Genomic DNA, 23356 nt, shown 5'->3' on the forward strand with positions numbered 1-23356 from the left:
TCGTGCAGCGCCTGCCCGTTGCCACCCAGGTTCGCCGCGCCCGTGCGCAGCAGCTCCGACAGCGCCCCGTCCGCGTTGGCCCCACCCGGCCCCAACGCGGTCGCCAACCCGTCCAGACTGGCGTACAACTGGTCCAACTCCACCGGCGTGGCCGTGCGCTCCCTCGGGATCACCGCGTTGTCCCCCAACCGCGGCCCACCCACGTACACCGGCGCCAACTGCACGTACCGGTCACTGACCACGCTCGGCGCCACCACCACCGCCCGCGCCTGCTCCGGCACGGCCACCGCCCGGTCCACCGACAAACCCACCCGCACCCGCTCCCCCTCGGGCACCACCTCGTCCACCGAGCCCACGCGCACGCCCAACACCCGCACGTCCGACCCCACGTACACCCCCACCGCCGAGGAGAAGTACGCGGTGATCCGCCGACTGTTCGCGCCCCGGAACACCCACCACAGGGCCCCGGCCACGACCAGGACCAGCACGCAGGCCAGCGCGAGCACCCTGCTGAGGTCCTGACCGACCCTGGTCCTGCTCATCGGGTCCCCTTCCCGGCGCCGGGCGGCAGGCAGCCTTCCTCGTTGAGGCTGATCGCGCCGAGGTTCACCGACGGGGGCAGCAGGCCGCAGATGTAGACGTCGAACCAGCGGCCGTTGCCCAGGGTGTTGGCGAACAGCCGGTAGAAGGGGGCGAGGTCGGCGATGCCTCGGTTGAGGTTGTCCTGGTTGCGCCGCAGCACGTCGGTGACCTCGTCCAGCTGTTCCAGGGCCGGCGCCAGCTGCGCGCTGTTGTCCGCGACCAGGCCGGACAGCTCGGTGGACAGGTTCTGGGTGCCGGTCAGCAGTGCGCTGATCGCGTCGCGCCGGGTGCGCACCTCGTCGAGCAGCCGGTTGCCGTCGGCGAGCAGCTGTTCGAACTGGGCGTCGCGGTCGGCCAGGGTGCCGCTGAGCTGGCGGGTGTTGGCGAGCAGGGCGGCCAGCTGATCGTCGCGGGAGGCGATGGTCTGGGACAGGGCGGACAACCCGTCCAGGGCCCCCTTCACCTCGTCGGAGGTACCGGCGAAGGTCTGGGACAGCACGGTGAAGCTGTCGGCGAGCTGCTTGGTGTCGATCTGTCCGACCGTGGCGGCCAGCCCGTTGAACGCCTCCTGCACGTCGTAGGGGGCGATGGTGCGGTCTCTGGGGATGGGCGCGGCCGGGTCCAGCGGCTGGCTGCCCTGGGGGTCCACTGCGAGGTACTTCTGCCCCAGCAGGGTCTTGATCTTGATGGCCGCGGTGGTCCGGTCGCCGATCCAGGCGTCGGTGACCCGGAAGGTCACCCGCACGTGGTCGCCGGCCAGGCCGACACCGGTCACCTTGCCGACCTTCACCCCGGCCACCCGCACCTCGTTGCCCGGGCTCAGGCCGGCGGCCTCGGAGAACTCCGCGGTGTAGGTGGTGCCGCCACCGATGATCGGCAGGTCGTCGGTGTTGACCGCGGCCAGCACGAGCAGACCCAGCACGGTCAGGCCGACAACCCCGGTGGTGATCGGGTCGCGCCGCGCCCGGCGCCGCGACCGCTCGGGGGCGAACAGCGTCATGACCGGCACCTCGACTGGGTCACGGGCAACGGGGTGAGCGTCACCGGTTGGCTGATGATCGGCGAGACGGCCACGCTGCCGCCCGCCTCGCACAGGAAGAAGTTGAACCACGAGCCGTAGGTGGCGGTTCGGGTGATCGTCTCCACCTTGCCGGGCAGGTGTCGCAGCACGCCGTCCACCACGGCCTCGCTGTCGGCCAGGTTCCGCGACACCTCGCCCAGCGCGGCGATGTCGTCCTTGAGCGGCTGGCGGCCCTGTTCCAGCAGGCCGGCTGTGGTGTCGGTCAGACCGGCCAGCGCGGCCACCGCGTCGCCGATCGGCTCCCGGTCGGCGGCCAGCCCGGACACCAGCTGCTGCACCGTGCTGATCAGCGCGGAGAGCTGCTCGGTGTGCCCGTTGACGGTGTCCAGCACGGCGTTGAGGTTGGTGATGACCTCGCCGATCACCTGGTCCTTGCCGGCCAGGGTGGCGGTGAGCGAGGCGGTGTGCGCGAGCAGGCTGTCCACCGTGCCGCCCTCGCCCTGCAGCACCTGGATGATCTCGTGGGAGAGCGTGTTCACGTCGTCCGGGGACAGCGCCTGGAACAGCGGCCGGAAGCCGTCGAACAGCACGGTCAGGTCCAGCGCCGGTCTGGTGTGCTCCAGCGGGATCACGCCGCCGGGCGGCAGCACCGCGTTGACCGGGCCGGGCTCGCCCTGTTCCAGGGCGATGTAGCGCTGGCCGACCAGGTTGCGGTACTTGATGGTGGCGGTCACCGAGGCGGGCAGGGTGCGGTCGCCGTCGACGGAGAACTCCACCTCGGCCTGTCTGCGGTCGGCCACGCTGACGCGTTCCACCTGGCCCACGCGCACGCCGGCGATGCGCACGTCGTCGCCCTCGTTGAGCAGGGTGGCGTCGGAGAACCTGGCCCGGTAGGTGACCGAGTCGCGCAGGTCCACGTTGGCGATGGTGACCGCCAGCGCCGCGGTGGCCAGCACGGTGACCACCGCGAAGACGACCAGCTTGACCAGTGGTCCGGCGATGCTGGTCGCTCCCCGGTGTTCGCGGCTCATGGGGTCACCTCCGTGTCGTGCTCGTCGCCGACCATCAAGCCACGGATGTCGACACCACCGACGACGTTCACCCGATCGAGCGCGGAGTTATCCACAGGCACGCTGGTTATCCACAGATCGAATCGCCGCCCTGGCCTTTCTGACCAGGGCCGATAGGCTGGAGCAGGGCTCGCCCCCCGGTGGTGGGTGGGGGCTGGGCAGGCGGGTTCACGACCAACCGAACGCGATCGGGCGGTGGTGCTGGTCCCGATCACTTCAGGGTCACCTCCGCTCCCCGGTACAGCGGGCCGACCAGCAGGCTGCTCCAGCCCGGCACCTGCTGCGGGGACACGCCCAGCTGCGGCGCCAACAGGCTGGCCAGGAAGCCGCGCTCCTGCGGGGAGTTGGGCAGGCCGAGGCCGCTGCCAGCACCCACCGCGGCCGCGGACGGGCTGGTGGCGTCGGCGCTTCCCGCGGTCCCGAGCACCGAGCCGCCGGTGCTCGTGCCGGCCGGCGGCGGGGTGGAGCCGTCCCTGATCGGCCCGTCCGGCGGGTACTGGGGTGCGGGGTACTCGTCGTAGCAGCGCGGTCCGCGCTTGTCGCGGTACTCGGGTTCGTCCTGGTTGGGCCGGTACTTGCCACGGTTGACGGTGATCTCCAGGGTGACGTGCAGGCCCGGCTCGTCGGTGCCGGCGCCGAACGCCTTGTCCATCACCGGCTTGAAGTCGGTCAACCCCTTGAGCAGGCACGGGTACTCGGGCGCGTACTCGGCCAGCAGCTCCAGCGTGGGCCGGCTGGCCTCGGTCAACCTGATCAGGTTGTCCTTGTTGGCCCGCAGGAACCCGGTCAGGTCCTGCGCGGCCGTGGTCACCCCGCCGTACAGCGCCTCCAGGTTGGCGCGCTGCTCGGCGATGGTCCGGCTGGTCACGGTGGCGTCGTCCAGCGCCTGGATCAAATCGGGCGCGGCGGTCTGGTAGGTGTCGGCCAGGGTGGCCAGCTCCCGCAGGTCCGCCTCCAGGGTGGGCAGGTGCGGGTTGAACTCCGCCAGGTAGGAGTTCAACCGCACCAGGGTGTCCCCCAGGTCCTCGCCGCGGCCCTGCAACGCCTGGGACACCGCGGTCAGCGTGCTGGCCAGCTTCTGCGGCTGCACCGCCTGCAGCATCGGCATCAGGTCGCTGAGCACCCGTTCCAGTTCGATCGCGCTGCTGGAGCGGTCCTGGTCGATCACGTCACCGGCGGCCAGGTGCTCGGCCGCCGGCCGCTCGGGCAGCACCAGGTTCACGTACCGCTCGCCGAACAGGGTCTTGGGCAGCAGCCGCGCCGACACGTTCTTCGGCAGCAGGCCCACCTTGTCCGGCTGCAGCGCCAGTTCCAGCTCGGCGCCGTCACCCCGGGTGCGGATCTGCCTGACCTCGCCCACGATCAGCCCGCGCGCCTTCACGTCCGAGGCCGCCTGCAACTGGTTGCCCACGTGGTCGGTGCGCAGCAGCACCGACACCACCGGGGTGAACACCTTCTGGTAGACGGCCACGGACGTGGCCACCAGCAGGGCGATCACCACCACGAACACCAGCCCGAGCAGCCGCAGCCGCACCCTGGCCATGGCGCCACGACCGCTCATCGCCACCACCTCACCGAGTCCAGCTCACCCGCGGCCCTCATCCGGCCACCCGCACGGTCGTGGTGGCGCCCCAGATGGCCAGGCTGAGGAAGAAGTCCAGCAGGCTCGTGGTGACGATCGCCGTGCGCACCGCGCGGCCCACGGCCACCCCCACCCCGGCCGGGCCGCCGCTGGCGCGGTAGCCGTAGTAGCAGTGCACCAGGATGATCACCACGGAGAACGCCAGCACCTTGCCGAACGACCACAGCACGTCCACCGGCGCCAGGAACTGGTTGAAGTAGTGGTCGTAGGTGCCCGGCGACTGGCCGTACAGCCAGATCGTGATCATCCGGGACGCCAGGTACGAGGTGAGCAGGCCGATCACGTACAGCGGGACGATCGCCACGAACCCGGCGATGATCCTGGTGGTCACCAGGAACGGCAGGCTCGGCACGCCCATCACCTCCAGGGCGTCGATCTCCTCGGAGATGCGCATCGCGCCCAGCTGCGCGGTGAACCCCGACCCGACCGTCGCCGACATGGCCAGGCCCGCCACCAGCGGGGCGATCTCCCTGGTGTTGAAGTAGGCCGAGACGAACCCGGCGAACGCCGACGTGCCGATCTGGTTGAGCGCGGAGAAGCCCTGCAGGCCGACCACGGTGCCGGTGAACACCGACATGCCGATCATCACCCCGACGGTGCCGCCGATCACGGCCAGCGCACCGCTGCCGAAGCTCACCTCGGCCAGCAGCCGGACGGTCTCGCGCAGGTAGCGGCGCAGCGCCCGGGGCACCCAGGCCAGCGCGCGCAGGTAGAAGGAGAGCTGGTCGCCGAAGTTCTCCAGCACGTCCAGCGGCCGCCGCGCGGCCCGGCGCACGCGTTCGGGGACAACTGCCATGCTCAGCTCACCTTCGGCGGGACGACCTGCAGGTAGATCGCGGTGAGGACGAAGTTCACCAGGAACAGCAACAGGAACGTGATAACCACGGACTGGTTGACCGCGTCGCCGACGCCCTTGGGGCCGGGTGCGGGGTTCAGGCCGCGGTAGGCGGCGACGATGCCGGCGATGAACCCGAACAGGAGCGCCTTGATCTCGCTGATCCACAGGTCGGGCAGCTGGGCCAGGGCGGAGAAGCTGGCCAGGTAGGCACCGGGCGTGCCGCCCTGCATGACCACGTTGAAGAAGTACCCGCCGAGCACGCCGACCACGCTGACCATGCCGTTGAGCAGCAGGCCGACCAGCATGGCGGCCAGCACCCTGGGCACCACCAGCCGCTGCACCGGCGAGACGCCGAGCACCCGCATGGCGTCGATCTCCTCGCGGATGGTGCGCGAGCCGAGGTCGGCGCAGATCGCCGAGCCGCCCGCGCCGGCGATGAGCAGGGCGGTCACGATCGGGCTGGCCTGCTGGATGATCGCGAGCACGCTGGCCGCGCCGGTGAACGACTGGGCGCCGATCTGCTTGGTCAGCGAACCGAGTTGCAGCGCGATCACCGCGCCGAACGGGATGGACACCAGCGCGGTGGGCAGGATGGTGACGCTGGCGATGAACCAGCACTGCTGGATGAACTCGCGCACCTGGAAGGGGCGCTTGAACGTGGCCCGGCCCACGTCGATGCCCAACGCGAACAGCCGGCCGGTCTCCCGCAGGGCGGCGGCTCCCGGAAACGACGGCGTCGGCGAACTCATGCGGACCGCCCTCCCCGCTGGTTCCCGCCGCCCCTGCCGAACCGCCACCGCCCGCGGCGCCGCACCGGCCGCTGGTCGGACGGGTCCGGGCCGGCGGCACCGGGTGGGGCGGGGAGGTGGCCGTGCCGGGGCTGCCACTCCGGCACGACAGCCGACACCGGTTGGGCCGCGGGTGCCACCGGGGCGCCCACCCCGGCCAGCATCCCGTACCGGGCGCGGTCCTCGTCGGTGAGGCTGTCCAGCACGCCCTGGCGCGCCGCGGCCGGCAGGGCGTGCAGGTCGCGCATCACCCGGTCCTTGCGGCGCAGCGCGCCCTGCCGCCGGGGCAGGCCCGGGGTGGGTTCGAGCTGCGGCACGATCCCGCGCACATCCTCGTCCGGCGGGCCGGACTGGTGACCGGCCAGTTCGGCGGCCACCGCGGCCTGGTCCTTCTCCTCGCTCATCCCGATCGGCCCGACGCGCCGGCCGTTGATGAACTGGACCACCACGGGGTTGTCGCTGGTCAGCAGCATCTCGCGGGGACCGAACATGACCAGTTCACGGCGGAAGAGCATGCCGAGGTTGTCCGGCACGGTCCTGGCCACGGTGATGTTGTGGGTGACGATCAGGATGGTGGCGTCGATCTGCGCGTTGAGGTCGATGAGCAGCTGGCTCAGGTTGGCGGTGCGCACCGGGTCCAGGCCGGAGTCCGGCTCGTCGCACAGGATGATCTCCGGGTCCAGCACCAGGGCCCTGGCCAGGCCGGCGCGTTTGCGCATGCCGCCGGAGATCTCGCCGGGCAGCTTGCGCTCGGCCCCGACCAGCTCGACCATCTCCATCTTCTCCAGCACGATGCGCCGGATCTCCGCCTCGGTCTTGCGGGTGTGCTCGCGCAGCGGGAAGGCCACGTTGTCGAACAGGTTCATGGAGCCGAACAGCGCGCCGTCCTGGAACAGCACCCCGAACAGCTTGCGGATCTCGTAGAGCTTGCTCTCCGAGCACCGGCACAGGTCGACGCCGTTGATCAGGATCTTGCCCCGCTCCGGCGTGAGCAGGCCGACCAGCGACTTCAGGAAGACCGACTTGCCGGTGCCCGACGGCCCGAGCAGCACGCTGATCTCACCGGCCGGCAGGGTCAGCGAGACGTCCCGCCAGATGGCCTGGCTGCCGAAGGACTTGCTCAGGCCCTCGACAACCACCTCGACGCCCATCGCCCCTCCCGAACCCGCCGCACCGTTGCTGGCACGCGTCCCCAGACTTCGCGTCCGCACTGTGCAACGAGCACCGCGCGAGCAAGTTACTCATGAGTCGGTAACGTCCGGTCTGTCCGTCCTCATCGGACGGTCAGCGCGGCGGAACCGGGCGGGCACGGGGGCACGGGGCATGGCCGCGGGGGGCATGGCCGCGGGGGACGGCCGGCGGCGAGCCGGCCGGAAAAGCATTCGGGGCGGGCACCCGCGAGGGATGCCCGCCCCGGAACGGCGGTGCCGTGGTGGCGTGTCAGGCGACACGCCGCGAGATCACTTGAGGGTGATCTTGGCGCCGGCGGCCTCCAGCTTCTCCTTGGCGGCGTCGGCCTGCTCCTTGGAGACCTTCTCCAGGATCGCCTTGGGCGCGCTCTCGACCAGCTCCTTGGCCTCCTTCAGGCCCAGGCCGGAGACGACCTCGCGGACGACCTTGATGACCTGGATCTTCTTGTCGCCGGCCGAGTCGAGGACGACGTCGAACTCGTCCTGCTCCTCAGCGGCCTCGGCCGGAGCGGCACCCGGGGCGGCGGCCGCGACGGCGACCGGAGCAGCGGCGGTGACCTCGAAGGTCTCCTCGAACTCCTTCAGGAAAGCGGACAGCTCCAGCAGCGTCATTTCCTTGAACGCGTCGAGCAGCTCTTCGGTGCTGAGCTTCGCCATGGTGGCGGTTCCTTCCTCACTGCGCCCCCGCGGGAGCATCCGCTGGGGCAAGTCCTACTTGCTACGGGGTGGGTCAGCTCTCGTCGGCGGGGGCTTCGCCGCCCGCCCGCTTCTCCTGCAGGGCGGCGGCCAACCGGGCGACCTTGGTGGCCGGCGCGGCGAACAGGCCGGCAGCCTTGGACAGGTTGCCCTTCATCGCGCCCGCCAGCTTGGCGAGCAGCACCTCACGGCTGTCCAGGTCAGCGATCTTGCTGACCTCGTCAACCGAGAGCGGACGGCCATCCATGTAGCCGCCCTTGATGATCAGGGCCTGGTTGTCCTTGGCGAAGTCACGCAGCGCCTTGGCAGCGTCCACCGGCTCGCCCTCGACGAAGGCGATGGCGGTGGGGCCGGTGAGCAGGTCTTCCAGACCCTGCACGCCGGCGTCCTCGGCGGCACGCTTGACCAGCGTGTTCTTCGCGACCCGGTAGGTGGCGCCAGCCCCGAGAGCGCGACGCAGCGTGCTGAGCTGCGCCATGGTGAGTCCGCGGTACTCGGTGACGACAGCGGCCGAGCTGGCGCGGAACTTGTCCGCGATCTCCGCAACCGCAGCCACCTTGTCGGGCTTCGCCATGGTCGCCTCCTCTCTGGCTGATAGCGCGTGACACGTCACGCCGGACGTGACCACGCGGGGCACACGGGATCTGGTCGGCCGAACGGCCCGAAACAGGCCCGGAAACGACAAACGCCCCGGCGCAGGCGGCACGGGGCGTACAACAGAACGGCGGACACGCGCGAGGGCGTGTCAACCAGCCTCGTCCTCCTACGCAGGCCGCCCGCGTCGCGGGACCTTCGCTCCCCGGGGCCGCCACCTCGCGGTGTGAGCACAGGGGAAGACCAGCGGTCTCTGGTGGAACCGGAACGAGGATACGTCAGGACAACTCGGACAGCCAAATCACCCCGCGCACCCGGCATGATGTCAGGCGTGGGCGAGAACGAGCAGCCAGCGGACGCCAGGCTCGACCCGGACCAACTCCGCCGGTTCCAGGAGTTCCAGCAGTTCCAGCAGTTCCTGCGCTTCCAGGAGGCGCAGCAGCAGAACGACGCGGCCGCCGCCAGCACACCGGGCGCCGCCGGCGGCCCACCGGCCCTGCCCGCACCACCCGGGGCCAGTCCGGCAGCCGGAACGGTCCCCGGCTCGGCCTCGCTCCCGGTGCCCGCACCCGGCACAGCCCCCGGGCCGGGCGCGGCCCCGGTGCCCGTGATCGACCAGGGCCGGTGGCCGCCCCAGCCGCCGTCCGGACCGCCCCACCCGCCCGGCTCCCCCCGCACCCCGCTGTGGCGGCGCGTCCTGCGGCTGCGGCTGGTCCGTCGGCTGATCCGGCTGGCGGTCACCGTGCTGGTGGTGCTGCTCCTGCTGAACTGGGCCTACCAGTACTACTTCGGCGAGGAACCCGAGGAGGCGGCCGGCGGCGGGCGCACCGAGACCAACCAGCTGCTGCCGACCAAGCCGAGCGAGACCGTGCGCATGCTCTACGACCACATCGCGCAGGGGCTGCCCGACGACGCGTGCGCGCTGTTCACCGACGCCACCAAGCAGACCTTCGCCACCGATCTCGGCGCGCCCGACTGCCCGCAGGCCATGCGCCAGCTCAGCGCCGCGGTGCAGCGCAAGTCCAGCTATGCCGAGCCGGTGTTCCGCAACGACACGACCAAGGTCCCGGCCGGCACCACCACCGAGATCAGCTCGTGCGCCGACCTGGTCGTGCAGGGCGGCCAGCGCCTCGGCCGGTTCACGCTGACCAGGCAGGACAACGGCGGGTGGATCATCTCCGGGCACGAGAACGAGCCGGCCGACTGCGTGGGCGGCTGATCCGGACGCGCGCGGACCCCGGAAGACGCCGGAGGGGCGATCCCAGCGATGTGGGATCGCCCCTCCGGGCACACGAACGCAAGCGGGACGCTCAGGAAGCGGAAGCAACCTCGTCGCTGAGCAGGTTGCGGGTGCGGTTCGGGTCCACCGGGATGCCCGGGCCCATGGTGGTGCTGACGGTGATCTTCTTCAGGTAACGACCCTTGGCCGCGGACGGCTTGGCCCGCAGGATCTCGTCCAGCGCCGCGGCGTAGTTCTCCACCAGCTTCTCCGGCTCGAACGACACCTTGCCGATGACCAGGTGCAGGTTGGCCTGCTTGTCCACCCGGAAGCTGATCTTGCCGCCCTTGATGTCCGCGACGGCCTTGCTCACCGCCGGGGTCACCGTGCCGGTCTTCGGGTTCGGCATCAGGCTGCGCGGGCCCAGGATGCGGGCGATGCGGCCCACCTTGGCCATCTGGTCCGGGGTGGCGATGGCGGCGTCGAAGTCGAGCCAGCCACCCTGGATGCGCTCGATCAGGTCGTCGCTGCCCACCGCGTCGGCGCCGGCGGCCTCGGCCTCGGCGGCCTTGTCACCGACGGCGAACACGACCACCCGGGCGGTCTTGCCGGTGCCGTGCGGCAGGTTGACCGTGCCACGCACCATCTGGTCGGACTTGCGGGGGTCGACGCCAAGCCGGATGGCGACCTCGACGGTGGCGTTCAGCTTGATCTTGGAGGTCTCCTTGGCCAGCCGGACGGCCTCCAGCGGCGAGTAGAGCCGCTCGCGGTCCACCAGCTCGGCGGCCTGGCGGTATGCCTTGCTGCGCTTCATTGGCTGTTCCTTCGGTATCGGTTGCCGTCGACGACGGCACAACCACCCGGGGGCGGGTGCGCGTCACGGCGGGAGGATCAGTAGTGGTTCGGGCCAGCGCTGGGCCCTCCCACTCGCGGGTCGCGACCAGGGCGGCTCGGCCGGTCAGGAGGAGCAGACCGAGCGACGCGATCGCGGTCCACGGATCAGGCTGGGACGATCAGGCCTCGACCGTGATGCCCATGGAGCGGGCGGTGCCGGCGATGATCTTCGCCGCCTGGTCGATGTCGTTGGCGTTGAGGTCGGCCATCTTGGTCTGGGCGATCTCGCGCACCTGGTCCATGGTCACCTTGGCGACCTTGGTGCGGTGCGGCTCGCCACTGCCCTTGTCCACGCCAGCGGCCTTGAGCAGCAGCTTCGCCGCGGGCGGGGTCTTGAGCTTGAAGTCGAACGACCGGTCCTCGTACACGGAGATCTCGACCGGCACCACGGTGCCACGCTGCGACTCGGTCGCGGCGTTGTAGGCCTTGCAGAACTCCATGATGTTGACGCCGTGCTGACCGAGCGCCGGACCCACCGGCGGCGCCGGGTTGGCCTGGCCAGCCGTGATCTGCAGCTTGATGATCGCTGCGAGCTTCTTCTTCTTGGGTGGCATTGTGCTTCCTGTGTGTTCCGCTCGTGGCGGCACCCGACAGGCGGGTGTCGCCCGTGTCCGCGCGGCCGACCTTGCGGCACGCCGCGTGGCCGCCGACCCCTCGGGTCGGTCAGATCTTGGAGACCTGGGTGAACGACAGCTCGACCGGCGTCTCCCGGCCGAAGATCGACACCAGGACCTTCAGCTTCTGGCCGTCCGCGTTGACCTCGCTGATCGTCGCGGGCAGCGTGGCGAACGGCCCGTCCATGACGGTGACCGACTCGCCGACCTCGAAGTCCACCTCGACCGTTGGCTTGGCCACCGCGCTCGGTGCCGCCTTGCCCGCGGCCGGCTTCTCCCGCTCGGCCTGCGGCAGCAGGAACTTCAGCACCTCGTCGATGCTCAGCGGCGACGGCTTGGAGGTGGCGCCGACGAACCCGGTGACCCCCGGGGTGTTGCGCACCGCGCTCCACGAGGCGTCGTTGAGTTCCATCCGGACCAGGATGTAACCGGGGAGGACCTTGCGCTGCACCTGCTTGCGCTGGCCGTTCTTGATCTCGGTGACTTCCTCGGTCGGCACCTCGACCTGGAAGATGTACTCCTCCATGTCCAGGGTCTGGATCCGGGTTTCGAGGTTAGTCTTGACCTTGTTCTCGTAGCCGGCGTAGGAGTGCACGACGTACCACTCGCCGGGGGCCCTGGCCAGGGCCGCACGCATCTCGGCTGCCGGGTCGTGCACCTCGTCAGCCTCGTCCTCGTCAACCTCGGCGACGGCCCCCTCGGTCGCCTCGTCCTCGTCCTCGTCCTGCTCCGAGTCCGCGTCCGACTCCCGCGGCTGATCCTGCGTGTCCTCCGGCTCGATCTCGTTGGCGGTCTCGCCAACCGACCCGACGCGCTCGGAGTCGCCCTCGTTGCCGGTGGCGAGCACCCGCTCGTCGGAAAGGCCGGTCAGCTCCTGGCCGCCCTCGTGGGAGGTCACTGTTGGTCTCGCTTCCTCTCGTGCATTGCATGTCCCGCCAGACTGCTCGGGACCGTCGGCGACCGAGGCCGGTTCAGCCGAAGAGCCAGAGCACGCCCCTGTTGAAGGCGATGTCCAGCCCTGCCACCAAGGCCACCATAAAGGCCACGAAGACCAGCACGACCACGGTGTAGGTCACCAGCTGCTTGCGTGTCGGCCAGATCACCTTGCGCAGCTCTGCGACAACCTCGCGGAAGAAGCGGAACAGGCGTCCGAACAGCGACCGCTTCTTGTCCTGCTGGTCCCGCGACCGCGTCGGCCGACCCTTTTTCACCGCCTCAGCGGACTTGGACTCTCCCGAGTCCTTGGTCTTGGCGGGCCTGGCCGCGCGAGCACCCTTGGCCGCCTCGACGGTCTGCGCCGCCGAGTCAGCACCGGCAGTGGACCGCGCGGAGGCACGGCGTTCCCGCCGCGCGGCGGCGGTGACCGGACGAGCTGAGCTGTCGCGCTCCCCAGCTCGCTCCTGCTCGCGGTCCTCGCTCACAGACCCTCCTCGCTGACGTACGTCGGACGCCACTCGCGGAGTGTTGTGTCAGATGGTGAGCTCGCACGCTTGCTCATGCCATCCTCCGCTCACCGTCCGCATCGACGCAGGGGCGACAGGACTTGAACCTGCAACCTGCGGTTTTGGAGACCGCTGCTCTGCCAATTGAGCTACGCCCCTTCACCAGCCACCGTGTACCCACGGCCATCGGTGTCCACGGCCATCATATTTGATGCCCGCGGGCTCCTGGCTGGGAGCGTCTTCCACCCTCCCCACGTGGCCCGTGGGGCAAGCTGTCAGACGTTCCAAGTTCGGAAGTGTACGGCACGACCGCCCCAACATCGCAACCGCGCAGGTCAGCCCGGTAGTTCGCGGTCTGGAACCGCGGTCGCGGGCGCCCTGGGCCGGGGGCGGCGGCACCGGTGGGATCTGTCACGATGAGGGCCATGGCTACGTCCGAGACAGCCCCCGTGAGCAGCACTTCTGCCCGTCCGCGCGTGTCCAGGCGGATCGGCGGCATCGCCGAGTCGGCGACCCTGGCGGTGGACGCGAAGGCCAAGGCGCTCAAGGCCGCCGGCCGGCCGGTGATCGGCTTCGGGGCCGGCGAGCCGGACTTCCCCACGCCGGCGCCGATCGTGGCGGCCGCGCAGCAGGCCTGCGCCGACCCGCGCAACCACCGGTACACGCCGGCCGCGGGCCTGCCCGAGCTGCGCGAGGCCATCGCCGCCAAGACCGCCAGGGACTCCGGCTACCAGGTCGGCGCCGGTCAGGTGCTGGTCACCAACGGCGGCAAGCAGGCCGTCTACCAGGCGTTCGCCACCCTGCTCGACCCCGGTGACGAGGTGCTGCTGCCGGCCGCCTACTGGACCACCTACCCGGAGGCCATCGCCCTGGCCGGTGGCGTCGCCGTGCCGGTCACCGCCGACGAGAGCGCCAACTACCTGGTCAGCGTCGAGCAGCTGGAGGCGGCGCGCACCCCGCGCACCAAGGTGCTGCTGTTCTGCTCGCCGTCCAACCCGACCGGCGCGGTCTACCCGCGCGAGCAGGTCGAGCGGATCGGCCGGTGGGCGCTGGAGCACGGCATCTGGGTGATCACCGACGAGATCTACGAGCACCTGGTCTACGACGGCGTCCGGGCGGAGTCCATGCCGGTGGTCGTGCCCGAGCTGGCCGACACCTGCGTGGTGCTCAACGGCGTGGCCAAGACCTACGCCATGACCGGCTGGCGGGTGGGCTGGATGATCGGCCCGAACGACGTGATCAAGGCCGCCACCAACCTGCAGTCGCACCTGTGCTCGAACGTGTCCAACGTCGCGCAGCGCGCCGCCCTGGCCGCAGTGTCCGGCCCGCTGGACGCGGTGCTGGAGATGCGCGCGGCCTTCGACCGGCGCCGCCGCACGATGGTCGAGCTGCTGTCGGCCATCCCCGGCGTGGACTGCCCGGTGCCGCAGGGCGCGTTCTACGCCTACCCCTCGGTCAAGAACCTGCTCGGCAAGCAGATCCGCGGTGAGCGGCCGCGGACCTCGGTCGAGCTGGCCGCGCTGCTGCTGGAGCACGCCGAGGTCGCGGTGGTGCCCGGGGAGGCCTTCGGCACCCCCGGCTACCTGCGCCTGTCCTACGCGCTCGGCGACGAGGACCTGGTGACCGGCCTGACCAGGATGGGTGACCTGCTGCGCGAGGCCAGCTGAACCCGGCCGGCCAGCGGCCCTACGCGGTGAGCCGCTGGCCGAGCCACGACCTGGCCACGGTGGTGTCCGCGTAGGAGATCGCGGCCGCGCCGCACACCAGGGTGGGGTCGGCGGTGGCCCAGTTGCTGGCCACGCCGACCAGCTCCCAGCGGCCCGAGGCGCCGCGCACCAGCGCCGGCCCGCCGGAGTCGCCCTGGCAGATGGACTCGCCCCCGGGGCTGTCCACGCACACCTCGACGGCGCCGTTGAAGCTCGCGTCCTGCCTGGCGCAGACCTTGTCCGCCAGCACCTGGCTGTCCAGCTCCTTGAGGTGCTGGACGGTGGGCGGGTTGGGGCAGACGAACTCGCTGCACTCCCGGCCCCAGCCGGGCAGCCGGACGCGCGCGCCCACCGCCACCGCGTCCGCGATCGGCACCGGGGCCAGCGCCACCGGCCGGTCCAGCCGGAGCAGCGCGAGGTCGTTCCAGTAGTTGGGGATGCCCACGTCCGGGCTGAACTCCGGGTGCAGCACCACCTCGCGCACCGCCCGCACCTCACCGCCGGCGTCCCGGTCCGCGCTGCCCGCCCGGATCTCGAACGCGCCCGGCTGCCAGCCGTCCACGCAGTGCGCCGCGGTGAGCACCCACTGCTGGTGCACCAGGGCGCCGCCGCACTGGAACCACGGCTGGTGGGGCATGCGCACCGACGCCATGAACGGGTACGGCTCGGTGGCGGGCCGGCCGCCGACGATCGCGCCGGCACCACCCGCGCCGGCGAGCACGACCAGCACCGCGAGCAGCACGGTCGACACCAGAAAACGTGGGCGCATGACGTCCTCCCCCGGCCGTTCGGGCACCGTGTTCGAATTCTGTTCGGGCTCTGTTCCGGTCACGTCGGACAACTCAGACGGACCTGCGACGCACCAGCCAGAACGTTAGCGCGACACAGCCCGCGGCGAGCGCCACGAAGATCCCCGCCTCGATGAGCTGAAACACCCAGAAACGGTCGCCCGGGTGGTAGTCGACCATTTCCCGGAAACCGGCCCGCGCCAGCAGTTCCTCCTGTTCGGAACCAAAACTGGTGGTGCTGGTGACGCCCGCCCTGGACAGCGCTTCCCACATGCCGAACTCGTTTCCGTCGCGATCCAGGTAAACGAAATCCGTCGCCCATCCGCCACTCTGCGAGTAGTAGGAGTCGGCGTCGACGCGCAGCGTCGGCAGGTAGTTCGGCCGCACCCAGATCGCCAGCGGCAGGAACACCGCGAGGAATCCGACCAGGGCACTGCCCATGCCCAGCACCACGCGCCTGGTCAGGGTGCCGGCCAGCACGCCGAGGGCGAACGCGAACAGGCAGGCCGAGGGAAAGGACAGCACTCCCTGGTCGAACACGTCGAACCAGTCGTACAGCGTCACGGCGCCGGTGGTGGCCGGGGTGAACCACCACCGGTAGACCGCGGCGAACACCGCGCCGAGCAGCGTGACCGCGCTGCCGAGCAGGAGAACCTTCGAGGTCAGCCAGTGGCGCGGGGTGATCGCCTGGGTCCAGGCGTAGCGGAAGGTGCGCTGTTCCAGTTCCCGGCTCACCAGCGGGGCGCCGAGGAACACGCCGACCAGTGCCGGCAGAACCGGGAGCAGGGTCTGCCGCAGATTGCGGTCGGTGGAGATCACGCCGGCCCATTCCGGGCAGGTCAGTGGAGTTCCGACAAAACATTTCTGCACCGCCTCCAGGGACAGCGACCCGCGCATCGCGGCGCCACTCAGCAGATATCCGCCAGCCAGGCCGAGAAACACGACCGCGAGGCTGGCCAGGGTGAGGCGGTGTTGCCGCCAGGTCATCCAGAACACGCGATGACTCCATTCAGGGAACAACGAATGCCGCTGTCGGCTCGACCCGGGAAGAACCGCGGTGTCGTCAACCGGACCGGCGGCGTGACAAATCGGTCCCGCGACTCGCGCCGGGACCAGCGAGAAAGAGGATGATGGCGAACACGGCCCATTCCAGCGCAACCGCCACGGGTGCGCCGGGCCAACCGGTCGACTTCTACCCGATCCGGGGAGGGCCACGCGGGGATTCACCGGCCCGCGACCGGTCGTCGGGATGTTCGGGCGGGGATCAGCCCAGCACGGCGGGGTGTTTCCCGCCGCCGGTGGTGTCGGCCGCGCTGGCCAGGTAGTGCATGACCAGCTCTTCCAGGTTCACCCGCCGGGCGTGCCAGGCAGGGTCGGCGGCCGGCGGTGCGCCGCGGACGAGCAGGGAGACCTGGTCGCCGGCGCGCTCCTGGTGCACCACCCGGCAGGTGCCGACCGGTGCGCGGTCGGCGGTGGCCGCCGGGCCGGTCAGCAGCCGATGGCCGTCGAGCAGGTCGTCGATGTCCCCGGCGAGCCGGACCTCGCCGTGGTCCAGGACCACCAGGTGGTCGCAGAGCCGCTCCAGTTCGGAGACGACGTGCGAGGAGAGCACGATCGTGCAGTCCCGGTCGGCCTTGGCCGCCATCAGGGTGGCCATCAGATCGCGGCGGGCCACCGGGTCGAGGCTGGCCACCGGCTCGTCCAGGATGAGCAGGTCGGGCCGCCTGGCCAGGGCGGCGGCCACGGCCACCTGGGCCCGCTGTCCACCGGAGAGCCGACCGACCTTGCTGGTCAGCGGGATGTTCAACTCGTGCAGCCGGTCCACCGCGTCCTGCTCGTGCCAGCGCGGGTTGAGCAGCCGACCCGCCTTCAACACCTCGTGCACCCTGAAGTTGCGGTAGAGGGTGTGCTCCTGGTCGATGTAGGCCACCCGGTCCAGCGCGCGGTTCGGCCCGACCCGCTCGCCCAGCAGGTCCAACTCCCCCGTGGTGGGCCTGTCCAGGCCCACCAGCAGGTTCATCAGCGTCGACTTGCCGGCGCCGTTCGGGCCGACCAGGCCGACCACCCGGCCCGCTGGAACGCGCAGCGTGCAGTCGCGCAGCGCCCACTTCTGGCCGTAGCGCTTGCCGAGGCGGGTGGCCGCGATCGCGGTCTCGGTCATGTGCTCCCCTCAGGACGGAATTCGTGCAGCGCGGTGGCCACCATCGCGGCGATGCCGTCGGCGTCCATACCGGCCTGGTAGGCGCTGGCCAACCAGCTGTCCAGGGCGGTCCGCAGTTCGGCCTGGCGCTCCACGGGCAGCCCGGCCAGTTCGCGTTCGACGAACGTGCCCTGTCCCGGGCGGCCCTTGGCCAGGCCCTTGTGTTCCAGTTCGCGGTAGGCCTTCAGGACCGTGTTGGGGTTGATGACCAGGCGTTTCGCCACTTCCTTGACCGTGGGCAGGCGGTCGCCCACGCGCAGCTGCCCCAGCCGCAGCGCGTGTTCGACCTGGTGCACCAGTTGCAGGTAGGGCGGAACCCCGGAGCCGGTCTCAACCCGGAACTCGATCAAGCGCGCTCCTCAAACTCTAATTACCTATGACCATAGGTTAATGGACTAAGCCGGTCAACCCGAGGCATGCCGGCCCGGACAGTCCACCAAAAGGGACACGCAGCGCAGACAGAAGACCCCGGCAGGCAGGGCCATTCGGGTGATCGATTACGCCGATCCGGCGTAAAGAGGTAGATCAAGAAGACACAAGGTGATCACTGAGAGTTAACAAATCGCCTAAAGTTGGCCGATCCGGTCACTTTTTTACGCTAATCTCACGCCCTCGGCCCGGGAGGGGCTGAGTCAACACAGGCGACGCGAAAGCGAGTGAATCTCCCCAATGTCCGCACCGCAGATGCCAGGCATGCCGCCGCAGGCTGGTTACGCACCCCAGGTCCAGCTCCCGCAGCAGCCGAAGAACGGCCTGGGCACCGCCGGGTTCGTCCTCGGCCTGGTCGGTTTGGTTCTGAGCGTCATCCCGTTCATCAACGTGGTCGCCTGGCCGCTGGTGATCGTCGGTCTGGTCCTGTCGATCGTCGGCATCGTCCGCGTCAACAAGGGGCAGGCGAACAACAAGGGCCTGTCCATCGCCGGCGCCATCCTGTCCGTGCTCGGTCTGGTCGGCTGCATCTGGTGGACCGTGGTCATCGGCCAGGCGGTCAGCGAGTTGCAGGACCAGCTCGAGCAGGTGACCGTCACCAACGAACGGTGACGCCGCGAAAGAGTGGAGAAATGAGCCAACCGCCCGGAAAGCGGGAAATCAGGTCATCATGCCTGCGCACGGGCGGCTCCTCGGTCTCGGTGGTGGACCGCGGGCCCGGTGGCTGAACGGGTGACGCCGAGGAAAGAGGGTTGGCAGAAGAACACGGGCGGGGCTGGTTCGGCGTGTGCGCGTCGAACCAGCCCCGCCCGGCTGTGTGTCAGCGGTGCTCAGTACTACTCGGGATCGGTGCTCAGGGCAGGCGGACCGTGGCCACGGCCTTGCCCAGCACGGTCTGGCCGTCGAACCTGGCGGTGATCGTCACCCGCGCGGTGCCGTCCTCGCCGACGGCGGTGACCTTGCCGGTCAGCTCGACCAGCGCGCCCTGCTCGTCGTCGGGCACCACCACGGGCCGGGTGAAGCGCACCCCGTACTCCAGCACCGAGCCGGGCCCGGCCCAGTCGGTGACCAGCCGGCCGCCCAGCGCCATGGTGAGCATGCCGTGCGCGATCACGTTGGGCAGTCCGACCTCGCGGGCGAACCGCTCGTTCCAGTGAATGGGGTTGAAGTCCAGCGAGGCGCCGGCGTAGCGGACCAGGTCCGCCCTGGTGAGCTGGACCCGCAGCGGGGGCAGCTCGTCACCCACGTTGACCCGCTGTGCGGTGTCCACCGACGGACCGGTCAGCTCACTCACGCCCCTGCCTCCTGTTCTGCTGCTGCCGCGGCCGTGCCCCTGGCGACCAGGGTGGCGCGCAGGGTGGACACCGGTTCGCCGTCGGCCGTGGTGATCTCGGCCCGCACCGACAGGAAGTCGTTCCCGGCCCTGGCCATGATGTTGTCCACGTGGGCGACGGTGACCAGTTCGTCGCCGGCCTGGATCGGGCGGTGGTGCACGAACGTCTGGTCGCCGTGCACGACGCGGCTGAAGTCCAGCCCCAGTTCCGGGTCGCCGGTGATCACGTTCATCGCCCGCAGGTTGACGATGGCGGCGAAGGTGGGCGGGGCCACCACGTCGTGGTAGCCGGCGGCCCTGGCCGCTGCCGGGTCGTGGTGCACCGGATTGGTGTCGCCGATCGCCTCGGCGAACTCGCGGATCTTCTCCCGGCCCACGGTGTAGGTCAGCGGTGGGTACTCACGTCCGATGAACGACTGGTCCAGTGCCACCGGAGCAGGCTACCCAAGACGGCCCGCCCGGAAAGCGACGAGGCCACCTCCCCGGGTGGGAAGGTGGCCTCGTCGAGCCCTGGTGGACCCGCTGGTTCAGCGGGTTTCCTTGTGCGTCCGGTGCGTGCCGCAGTTCGGGCAGAACTTCTTCATCTCCAGACGATCCGGGTCGTTGCGCCGGTTCTTCTTGGTGATGTAGTTGCGGTGCTTGCACTCCTCGCACGCCAGCGTGATCTTGGGTCGCACATCGGTGGCAGCCACGAGAGATGCTCCTCTCAGACGGTTTCGATCCACGCCAACAGATCCCGCCGGCGTTTGAGGATCCCGGGGCTTGCCCCCGGCTGGGGTTTGGTCCACCCCCCTGACCAACGTGGTCACGCTGGCGTTGGGGGGTCCGGGGGGCGGAGCCCCTCCGGCTGGGGCCTGGGGGCTGGGCCCCCAGAAGGCACTGCGAAGCGAGCCAGGCTCACGTGTGTGAGCACAGCTCACCAACTCGCGTAGCGGTGGCCGGACTTGAACCGGCGACACAGCGATTATGAGCCGCTTGCTCTACCGACTGAGCTACACCGCCTCACATGACTCAGCCGTGGTGTCCTGCTTGCGGGAGCACCACGGCTGGATCATCGAGCCCCAATACGGAATCGAACCGTAGACCTTCTCCTTACCATGGAGACGCTCTGCCGACTGAGCTATTGGGGCCTGCTCTCGTTCAAGCGAGGATGACTCTACACAACGATCCGCCCGGTTGTGAAATCGGGGTCCGGCAAAACCCCAGGATCAGTGCACCAGCGTGAGCACCGTCTCATTCCGCCCGCCCTGCATCCGCACGGTTCTGGCCTGCAACCAGGCCTCCAGCCGGTCCTCGGACAGCGGCCGGGAGATCAGGTAGCCCTGGGCGACGTCGCAGCCCATGGCCACCAGCTGGTCGCGGGCGGCGTCCTCCTCCACGCCCTCGGCCACCACGGTGAGCCCCAGCGAGTGCCCCAGCTCCACGATGGAGCGCACCACGGCCATGTCGCCGAGGTCGGTGCCCATGCCGAAGACGAAGCTCTTGTCGATCTTCACCTCGTCCACCGGCAGCTGGCGCAGGTAGGCCAGGGAGGAGTACCCGGTGCCGAAGTCGTCCACGGCCAGCACCACGCCCAGCGCGTGCAGCCGGCGCAGCACCGGCAGGGCGCGCTCCGGGTCGGACATCACCCCGGACTCGGTCAGCTCGAAGGTGAGCAGCGCGGGTGGCACGTCGTAGCGGCGCAGCGCCTCGGCCACCCGGTCGGGGAAGTCCTCGTCGGCCAGGTTGCGCACGGACAGGTTGACCGCCACGGACATCCGCAGGCCCCGGTCCATCCAGGCGCGCACCCGCTCCAGGGCGCACTCCATGACGAACGTGGTCAGCGCGTCGACCAGGCCGGTGGCCTCCACCGCGGGCACGAACTCGTCCGGGTCCAGCCGGCCGAACTCGGGGTGGCGCCAGCGCACCAGCGCCTCGGCCCCGACCACCTGCCGGCTGGGCAGCGCCACCTTGGGCTGGTAGTGCACGGAGACCTGGCCGTTCTCCAGCGCCTGCCGGAACTGGGTGACCAGCTGGAACCGGCGCAGGAAGATCTGGCCCATGCTGGGCACGTAGGCGCGGACCGGGTCGCTGGTCTTGGTGGCCCGGACGGCCACGTCCGCGCGCTGCAGCAGCCCGTCCGCGTCCGGCTCCTCGGTCTCGGCCTCCAGCGCGGTGGTGGGCACGTAGCCGATGACCGCGCTGGCCTCCACGGTCAGCCGGTCCACCGGGTAGGGCACGGACAGCTCGGCGCGCAGTTTCTCGGCGATCTCGTGGGCCTGTTCGGGCTGGCAGTCGACCAGCAGCGCGGCGAACGAGCCGCCCTCCAGCCGGGCCAGCAGCACGTCCCGGCCCAGCCCGTCGCGCAGCCGGCGGCCGGCGGCCACCACCATCCGGTCGCCCCAGGCGTGGCCGAGCGCGTCGCTGACCGTGGACAGCACGTCCAGGTCGATGCGCAGCACCACCGCCCGCGCGTGCTGGCGCAGCAGCTCGCCGGCGGACTCGCGGAAGCCGGGTCGGTTCAGCAGGCCGGTCAGCGGGTCGTGGTAGGCGTCGTGGCGCAGCCTGGCCAGCAGCCGCCGGTTGTCCACGGCGGTGGCCAGATGGCTGGCCAGGGTGCGGAGCAGCTGGATGTCGGCCTTGCCGAAGCCGCGCCACCGGCTGAGCCGGTCGTGCGCCTCGACCACGCCGAGCAGCTGGGTGGCGCCGCGCAGCGGCACGACCAGCGCCTCGCCCGCCTGGCGGCGGGCCAGTGCCTCGCGCACCTCCTCGGGCGCGTCCGCGGCCCGGAAGTACCGGACGTCGCTGCCGGGCAGCTGGAGCACCGGGTCCTCGCGCAGGGCCCGGCCGTCGGCCCGGCGCATCTCCTCGGGCAGGTCCGCGCCGGCCACGATGGTGTGCGGGTAGGGCTGGGCCTCGACGCGCAGCCGCAGCACCACCCGGTTGGCGTTGAGCTGTTCCCGGATCCGGTCGGCGATCGACTGCCACTCGTCGTCGCACTCGATGTCGTCGCCGTCCTCGCCGGCGGTGGCCTCCTGACCGGACTGGCCGGACTGGCCGCGCAGGCCGGCGCGGGGTGCGGCGGCCTGCTGGCCGGAGCGGGCCACCCGCAGGCTGACGTCACTGAGCGCCTCCAGGTCGCGCTGCTCGCGCAGCAGCCCGGAGTAGGCCACGTACAGCGCGATCAGGCCGCAGAAGGCCACCACCACCAGGGCCCAGCCCCAGGTCGTGGTCACCACCACCTGGTAGCCGACCAGGCCGACGGCGGTGTTGAGCAGGCCGACCACCAGGGTGCTCAGCACCAGCCGGGCGGCGGCGGTGACCCGCATGCGCTGGCCCATCAGGTGCAGGGCGACCAGGCCGAGCAGGATCGCGACCAGGGGCACGGCCAGTGCGCCGGCGAAGGCGCCGGCCCAGGGCGCGCCGGTCGGCCCGTTCATCCGGTTGACCAGTTCGGCGACGGTGAAGGCGACCGAGATCTCCACGAACATCAGGCCGGCGTTGTAGACGGCCCGGTTCAGCACGCGCCGGCCGAGCAGGGTGCCCAGCCCGGCGAGGACGTGCGCGACCAGCATCACCTCGAACGGCGCGGTGAGCAGCCCGATCACCAGGGGGATCTCGGTGAAGGAGATGGTCCACCCGGTGCCGCCGCGCACGTCGAGGTTGATGGCGAGTTGTTCGGCCAGCACGTAGCCGACCAGCAGCAGCGGGGTGACCCACAGCAGGTGCGCGCCGGAGTGGAACGGGAGCCAGCCGGACACCGCGGCGGCGGCGACCAGCCCGACGGCCAGCAGCGCTGTCGCGAACAGGGTGAAGGCTCGGCCGTTACCCGTCGCCGCCGGTGCGGAATGTGGCTCGGGCTCCGAAATGTCCGGATCGACCACCCGGCGGTCGGACATCAACCCTCCTCGTCAGCCTGCTGCGGCTCGTGTGCTCACCGTGTTGGTGTTCGGCGCTGCTCGGGGGTCAGCGCGAACACGACCTGTGACGTCGGGTGATCACCAGGGCGACGGACCGTCGCGAATCCCGCCGGCGGTCACCCGGCCCACGGTGGTTCCGGGGTCGTACTTCTGCGCGACTGAGGGGTCCCGAGCAGCAACCAGGACCCCTCTAAGTCGGTCAATGTACCTCGATTGGTGGCAAAAAAGTGAGGATGTTGAGGTGAGAAACACTCGGCGTGACGACGATTAACCCCAGGTATGGCAAATAGTCAGGCTTCCGTTCTGGACAGTAACCGAGCCGTGCCCGCGAGTCCGCTCGTCTGCCACGAAGAGTAACGCCGATTAGCCCGCCCTCCACGCTGGGTCGCAGTGCTAATTACTCCGTTTTGC

General features: G+C 70.4%; 24 protein-coding genes and 3 tRNA genes. 3 read left to right on the plus strand and 24 right to left on the minus strand.

Annotated elements, in window-relative coordinates:
* From LX83_RS13740 to rplJ, 9 genes are all read right to left on the minus strand, one after another.
* Positions 1-542, minus strand: a 542-nt coding sequence (locus tag LX83_RS13740; protein ID WP_253771203.1) for an MlaD family protein, incomplete at its 3' end; no start/stop codon positions are given.
* Positions 539-1582 carry an MCE family protein gene (locus LX83_RS13745; protein WP_253771205.1) on the minus strand — a complete coding sequence of 348 codons (1044 nt, stop codon included), beginning with the start codon at positions 1580-1582 and terminating at the stop codon, positions 539-541. The genes LX83_RS13740 and LX83_RS13745, both read right to left, overlap by 4 nt.
* Positions 1579-2634, minus strand: coding sequence for an MCE family protein (locus tag LX83_RS13750; RefSeq protein WP_253771207.1), 1056 nt, complete (start codon positions 2632-2634; stop codon positions 1579-1581). Before LX83_RS13750 ends, LX83_RS13745 begins: the two co-directional genes overlap by 4 nt.
* A 250-nt stretch (positions 2635-2884) precedes the next feature.
* Positions 2885-4234, minus strand: a complete 1350-nt coding sequence (locus LX83_RS13755; protein ID WP_253771209.1) for an MCE family protein — start codon at positions 4232-4234, stop codon at positions 2885-2887.
* A gap of 37 nt (positions 4235-4271) precedes the next feature.
* The gene (locus tag LX83_RS13760) at positions 4272-5111 is read right to left on the minus strand and encodes an MlaE family ABC transporter permease (protein WP_253771211.1); all 840 of its coding nucleotides are present in this window, start codon (positions 5109-5111) and stop codon (positions 4272-4274) included.
* A 2-nt stretch (positions 5112-5113) separates the two neighbouring features.
* Positions 5114-5902 carry an MlaE family ABC transporter permease gene (locus LX83_RS13765; RefSeq protein WP_253771213.1) on the minus strand — a complete coding sequence of 263 codons (789 nt, stop codon included), beginning with the start codon at positions 5900-5902 and terminating at the stop codon, positions 5114-5116.
* Positions 5899-7092: an ABC transporter ATP-binding protein gene (locus LX83_RS13770; RefSeq protein ID WP_253771215.1), complete on the minus strand. Its 1194-nt coding sequence runs from the start codon at positions 7090-7092 to the stop codon at positions 5899-5901. Before LX83_RS13770 ends, LX83_RS13765 begins: the two co-directional genes overlap by 4 nt.
* Before the next feature lie 309 nt (positions 7093-7401).
* A complete protein-coding gene (gene rplL / locus LX83_RS13775; RefSeq protein WP_253771217.1) occupies positions 7402-7788 on the minus strand; it encodes a 50S ribosomal protein L7/L12 in 387 nt (128 codons plus the stop codon).
* Between the two features lie 73 nt (positions 7789-7861).
* The gene (gene rplJ, locus LX83_RS13780; RefSeq protein ID WP_253771219.1) at positions 7862-8401 is read right to left on the minus strand and encodes a 50S ribosomal protein L10; all 540 of its coding nucleotides are present in this window, start codon (positions 8399-8401) and stop codon (positions 7862-7864) included.
* A gap of 351 nt (positions 8402-8752) precedes the next feature.
* Between rplJ and LX83_RS13785 the strand changes: the two genes are divergently transcribed.
* Entirely contained in the window at positions 8753-9640 is an 888-nt protein-coding gene (locus LX83_RS13785; RefSeq protein WP_253771221.1) for a hypothetical protein, read from the plus strand.
* A 91-nt stretch (positions 9641-9731) separates the two neighbouring features.
* Here LX83_RS13785 and rplA read toward each other — a convergent pair whose 3' ends face one another.
* The 5 genes from rplA to LX83_RS13810 all read right to left on the minus strand — a co-directional run bounded on the left by rplA (position 9732) and on the right by LX83_RS13810 (position 12749).
* Positions 9732-10454: a 50S ribosomal protein L1 gene (gene rplA / locus LX83_RS13790; RefSeq protein WP_253771223.1), complete on the minus strand. Its 723-nt coding sequence runs from the start codon at positions 10452-10454 to the stop codon at positions 9732-9734.
* Between the two features lie 199 nt (positions 10455-10653).
* Positions 10654-11088 carry a 50S ribosomal protein L11 gene (gene rplK, locus LX83_RS13795; protein ID WP_253771225.1) on the minus strand — a complete coding sequence of 145 codons (435 nt, stop codon included), beginning with the start codon at positions 11086-11088 and terminating at the stop codon, positions 10654-10656.
* A gap of 109 nt (positions 11089-11197) precedes the next feature.
* Complete coding sequence (gene nusG, locus LX83_RS13800) at positions 11198-12046, minus strand: transcription termination/antitermination protein NusG (protein WP_253771228.1); 849 nt, start codon at positions 12044-12046, stop codon at positions 11198-11200.
* A 73-nt stretch (positions 12047-12119) separates the two neighbouring features.
* Positions 12120-12569, minus strand: coding sequence for a preprotein translocase subunit SecE (secE, locus tag LX83_RS13805; RefSeq protein ID WP_253771231.1), 450 nt, complete (start codon positions 12567-12569; stop codon positions 12120-12122).
* Positions 12570-12676: 107 nt separating this feature from the next.
* Positions 12677-12749: transfer RNA gene (locus LX83_RS13810), tRNA-Trp, on the minus strand.
* A gap of 266 nt (positions 12750-13015) precedes the next feature.
* Between LX83_RS13810 and LX83_RS13815 the strand changes: the two genes are divergently transcribed.
* Complete coding sequence (locus LX83_RS13815) at positions 13016-14257, plus strand: pyridoxal phosphate-dependent aminotransferase (protein ID WP_253771233.1); 1242 nt, start codon at positions 13016-13018, stop codon at positions 14255-14257.
* A 19-nt stretch (positions 14258-14276) separates the two neighbouring features.
* Here the strand turns inward: LX83_RS13815 and LX83_RS13820 are convergent, their stop codons facing one another.
* From LX83_RS13820 to LX83_RS13835, 4 genes are all read right to left on the minus strand, one after another.
* A complete protein-coding gene (locus LX83_RS13820) occupies positions 14277-15065 on the minus strand; it encodes a S1 family peptidase (protein WP_253771235.1) in 789 nt (262 codons plus the stop codon).
* A 73-nt stretch (positions 15066-15138) separates the two neighbouring features.
* On the minus strand, positions 15139-16242 hold the full coding sequence (locus LX83_RS13825) for a hypothetical protein (RefSeq protein ID WP_253771237.1): 1104 nt from the start codon (positions 16240-16242) through the stop codon (positions 15139-15141).
* A 106-nt stretch (positions 16243-16348) separates the two neighbouring features.
* The gene (locus LX83_RS13830) at positions 16349-17245 is read right to left on the minus strand and encodes an ABC transporter ATP-binding protein (RefSeq protein WP_253771239.1); all 897 of its coding nucleotides are present in this window, start codon (positions 17243-17245) and stop codon (positions 16349-16351) included.
* Positions 17242-17634, minus strand: coding sequence for a GntR family transcriptional regulator (locus LX83_RS13835; RefSeq protein ID WP_253771241.1), 393 nt, complete (start codon positions 17632-17634; stop codon positions 17242-17244). Before LX83_RS13835 ends, LX83_RS13830 begins: the two co-directional genes overlap by 4 nt.
* Positions 17635-17953: 319 nt before the next feature.
* Here LX83_RS13835 and LX83_RS13840 point away from each other — a divergent pair, with 319 nt between their 5' ends.
* Positions 17954-18325 (plus strand): DUF4190 domain-containing protein, encoded by a 372-nt coding sequence (locus LX83_RS13840; protein WP_253771242.1) that lies wholly within the window; start codon positions 17954-17956, stop codon positions 18323-18325.
* A gap of 241 nt (positions 18326-18566) precedes the next feature.
* On the opposite strand, the gene LX83_RS13845 is transcribed toward LX83_RS13840, so the two are convergent.
* From LX83_RS13845 to LX83_RS13870, 6 genes are all read right to left on the minus strand, one after another.
* On the minus strand, positions 18567-19007 hold the full coding sequence (locus LX83_RS13845) for a MaoC family dehydratase (RefSeq protein WP_253771244.1): 441 nt from the start codon (positions 19005-19007) through the stop codon (positions 18567-18569).
* Positions 19004-19477 carry a MaoC family dehydratase N-terminal domain-containing protein gene (locus tag LX83_RS13850; protein ID WP_253771246.1) on the minus strand — a complete coding sequence of 158 codons (474 nt, stop codon included), beginning with the start codon at positions 19475-19477 and terminating at the stop codon, positions 19004-19006. Before LX83_RS13850 ends, LX83_RS13845 begins: the two co-directional genes overlap by 4 nt.
* Before the next feature lie 96 nt (positions 19478-19573).
* The gene (gene rpmG / locus LX83_RS13855; RefSeq protein WP_020668467.1) at positions 19574-19738 is read right to left on the minus strand and encodes a 50S ribosomal protein L33; all 165 of its coding nucleotides are present in this window, start codon (positions 19736-19738) and stop codon (positions 19574-19576) included.
* A gap of 237 nt (positions 19739-19975) precedes the next feature.
* Positions 19976-20048 (minus strand) — tRNA-Met (locus tag LX83_RS13860).
* Positions 20049-20103: 55 nt separating this feature from the next.
* Positions 20104-20176: transfer RNA gene (locus LX83_RS13865), tRNA-Thr, on the minus strand.
* 78 nt (positions 20177-20254) lie between these two features.
* Positions 20255-22924, minus strand: a complete 2670-nt coding sequence (locus tag LX83_RS13870; RefSeq protein ID WP_253771248.1) for a putative bifunctional diguanylate cyclase/phosphodiesterase — start codon at positions 22922-22924, stop codon at positions 20255-20257.
* Between the last annotated feature and the right edge of the window lie 432 nt (positions 22925-23356).

Source organism: Goodfellowiella coeruleoviolacea (genome assembly GCF_024171785.1).
GTDB classification, from domain to species: domain Bacteria; phylum Actinomycetota; class Actinomycetes; order Mycobacteriales; family Pseudonocardiaceae; genus Goodfellowiella; species Goodfellowiella coeruleoviolacea.

Excerpts from the sequence above, each read along its gene's own strand:
- LX83_RS13745 (WP_253771205.1), bottom strand. The coding sequence starts at position 1,582 with ATGACGCTGTTCGCCCCCGAGCGGTCGCGGCGCCGGGCGCGGCGCGAC.
- LX83_RS13750 (WP_253771207.1), bottom strand. The coding sequence starts at position 2,634 with ATGAGCCGCGAACACCGGGGAGCGACCAGCATCGCCGGACCACTGGTC.
- LX83_RS13755 (WP_253771209.1), bottom strand. The coding sequence starts at position 4,234 with ATGAGCGGTCGTGGCGCCATGGCCAGGGTGCGGCTGCGGCTGCTCGGG.
- LX83_RS13760 (WP_253771211.1), bottom strand. The coding sequence starts at position 5,111 with ATGGCAGTTGTCCCCGAACGCGTGCGCCGGGCCGCGCGGCGGCCGCTG.
- LX83_RS13765 (WP_253771213.1), bottom strand. The coding sequence starts at position 5,902 with ATGAGTTCGCCGACGCCGTCGTTTCCGGGAGCCGCCGCCCTGCGGGAG.
- LX83_RS13770 (WP_253771215.1), bottom strand. The coding sequence starts at position 7,092 with ATGGGCGTCGAGGTGGTTGTCGAGGGCCTGAGCAAGTCCTTCGGCAGC.
- rplL (WP_253771217.1), bottom strand. The coding sequence starts at position 7,788 with ATGGCGAAGCTCAGCACCGAAGAGCTGCTCGACGCGTTCAAGGAAATG.
- rplJ (WP_253771219.1), bottom strand. The coding sequence starts at position 8,401 with ATGGCGAAGCCCGACAAGGTGGCTGCGGTTGCGGAGATCGCGGACAAG.
- rplA (WP_253771223.1), bottom strand. The coding sequence starts at position 10,454 with ATGAAGCGCAGCAAGGCATACCGCCAGGCCGCCGAGCTGGTGGACCGC.
- rplK (WP_253771225.1), bottom strand. The coding sequence starts at position 11,088 with ATGCCACCCAAGAAGAAGAAGCTCGCAGCGATCATCAAGCTGCAGATC.
- LX83_RS13815 (WP_253771233.1), top strand. The coding sequence starts at position 13,016 with ATGGCTACGTCCGAGACAGCCCCCGTGAGCAGCACTTCTGCCCGTCCG.
- LX83_RS13820 (WP_253771235.1), bottom strand. The coding sequence starts at position 15,065 with ATGCGCCCACGTTTTCTGGTGTCGACCGTGCTGCTCGCGGTGCTGGTC.
- LX83_RS13830 (WP_253771239.1), bottom strand. The coding sequence starts at position 17,245 with ATGACCGAGACCGCGATCGCGGCCACCCGCCTCGGCAAGCGCTACGGC.
- LX83_RS13840 (WP_253771242.1), top strand. The coding sequence starts at position 17,954 with ATGTCCGCACCGCAGATGCCAGGCATGCCGCCGCAGGCTGGTTACGCA.
- LX83_RS13870 (WP_253771248.1), bottom strand. The coding sequence starts at position 22,924 with ATGTCCGACCGCCGGGTGGTCGATCCGGACATTTCGGAGCCCGAGCCA.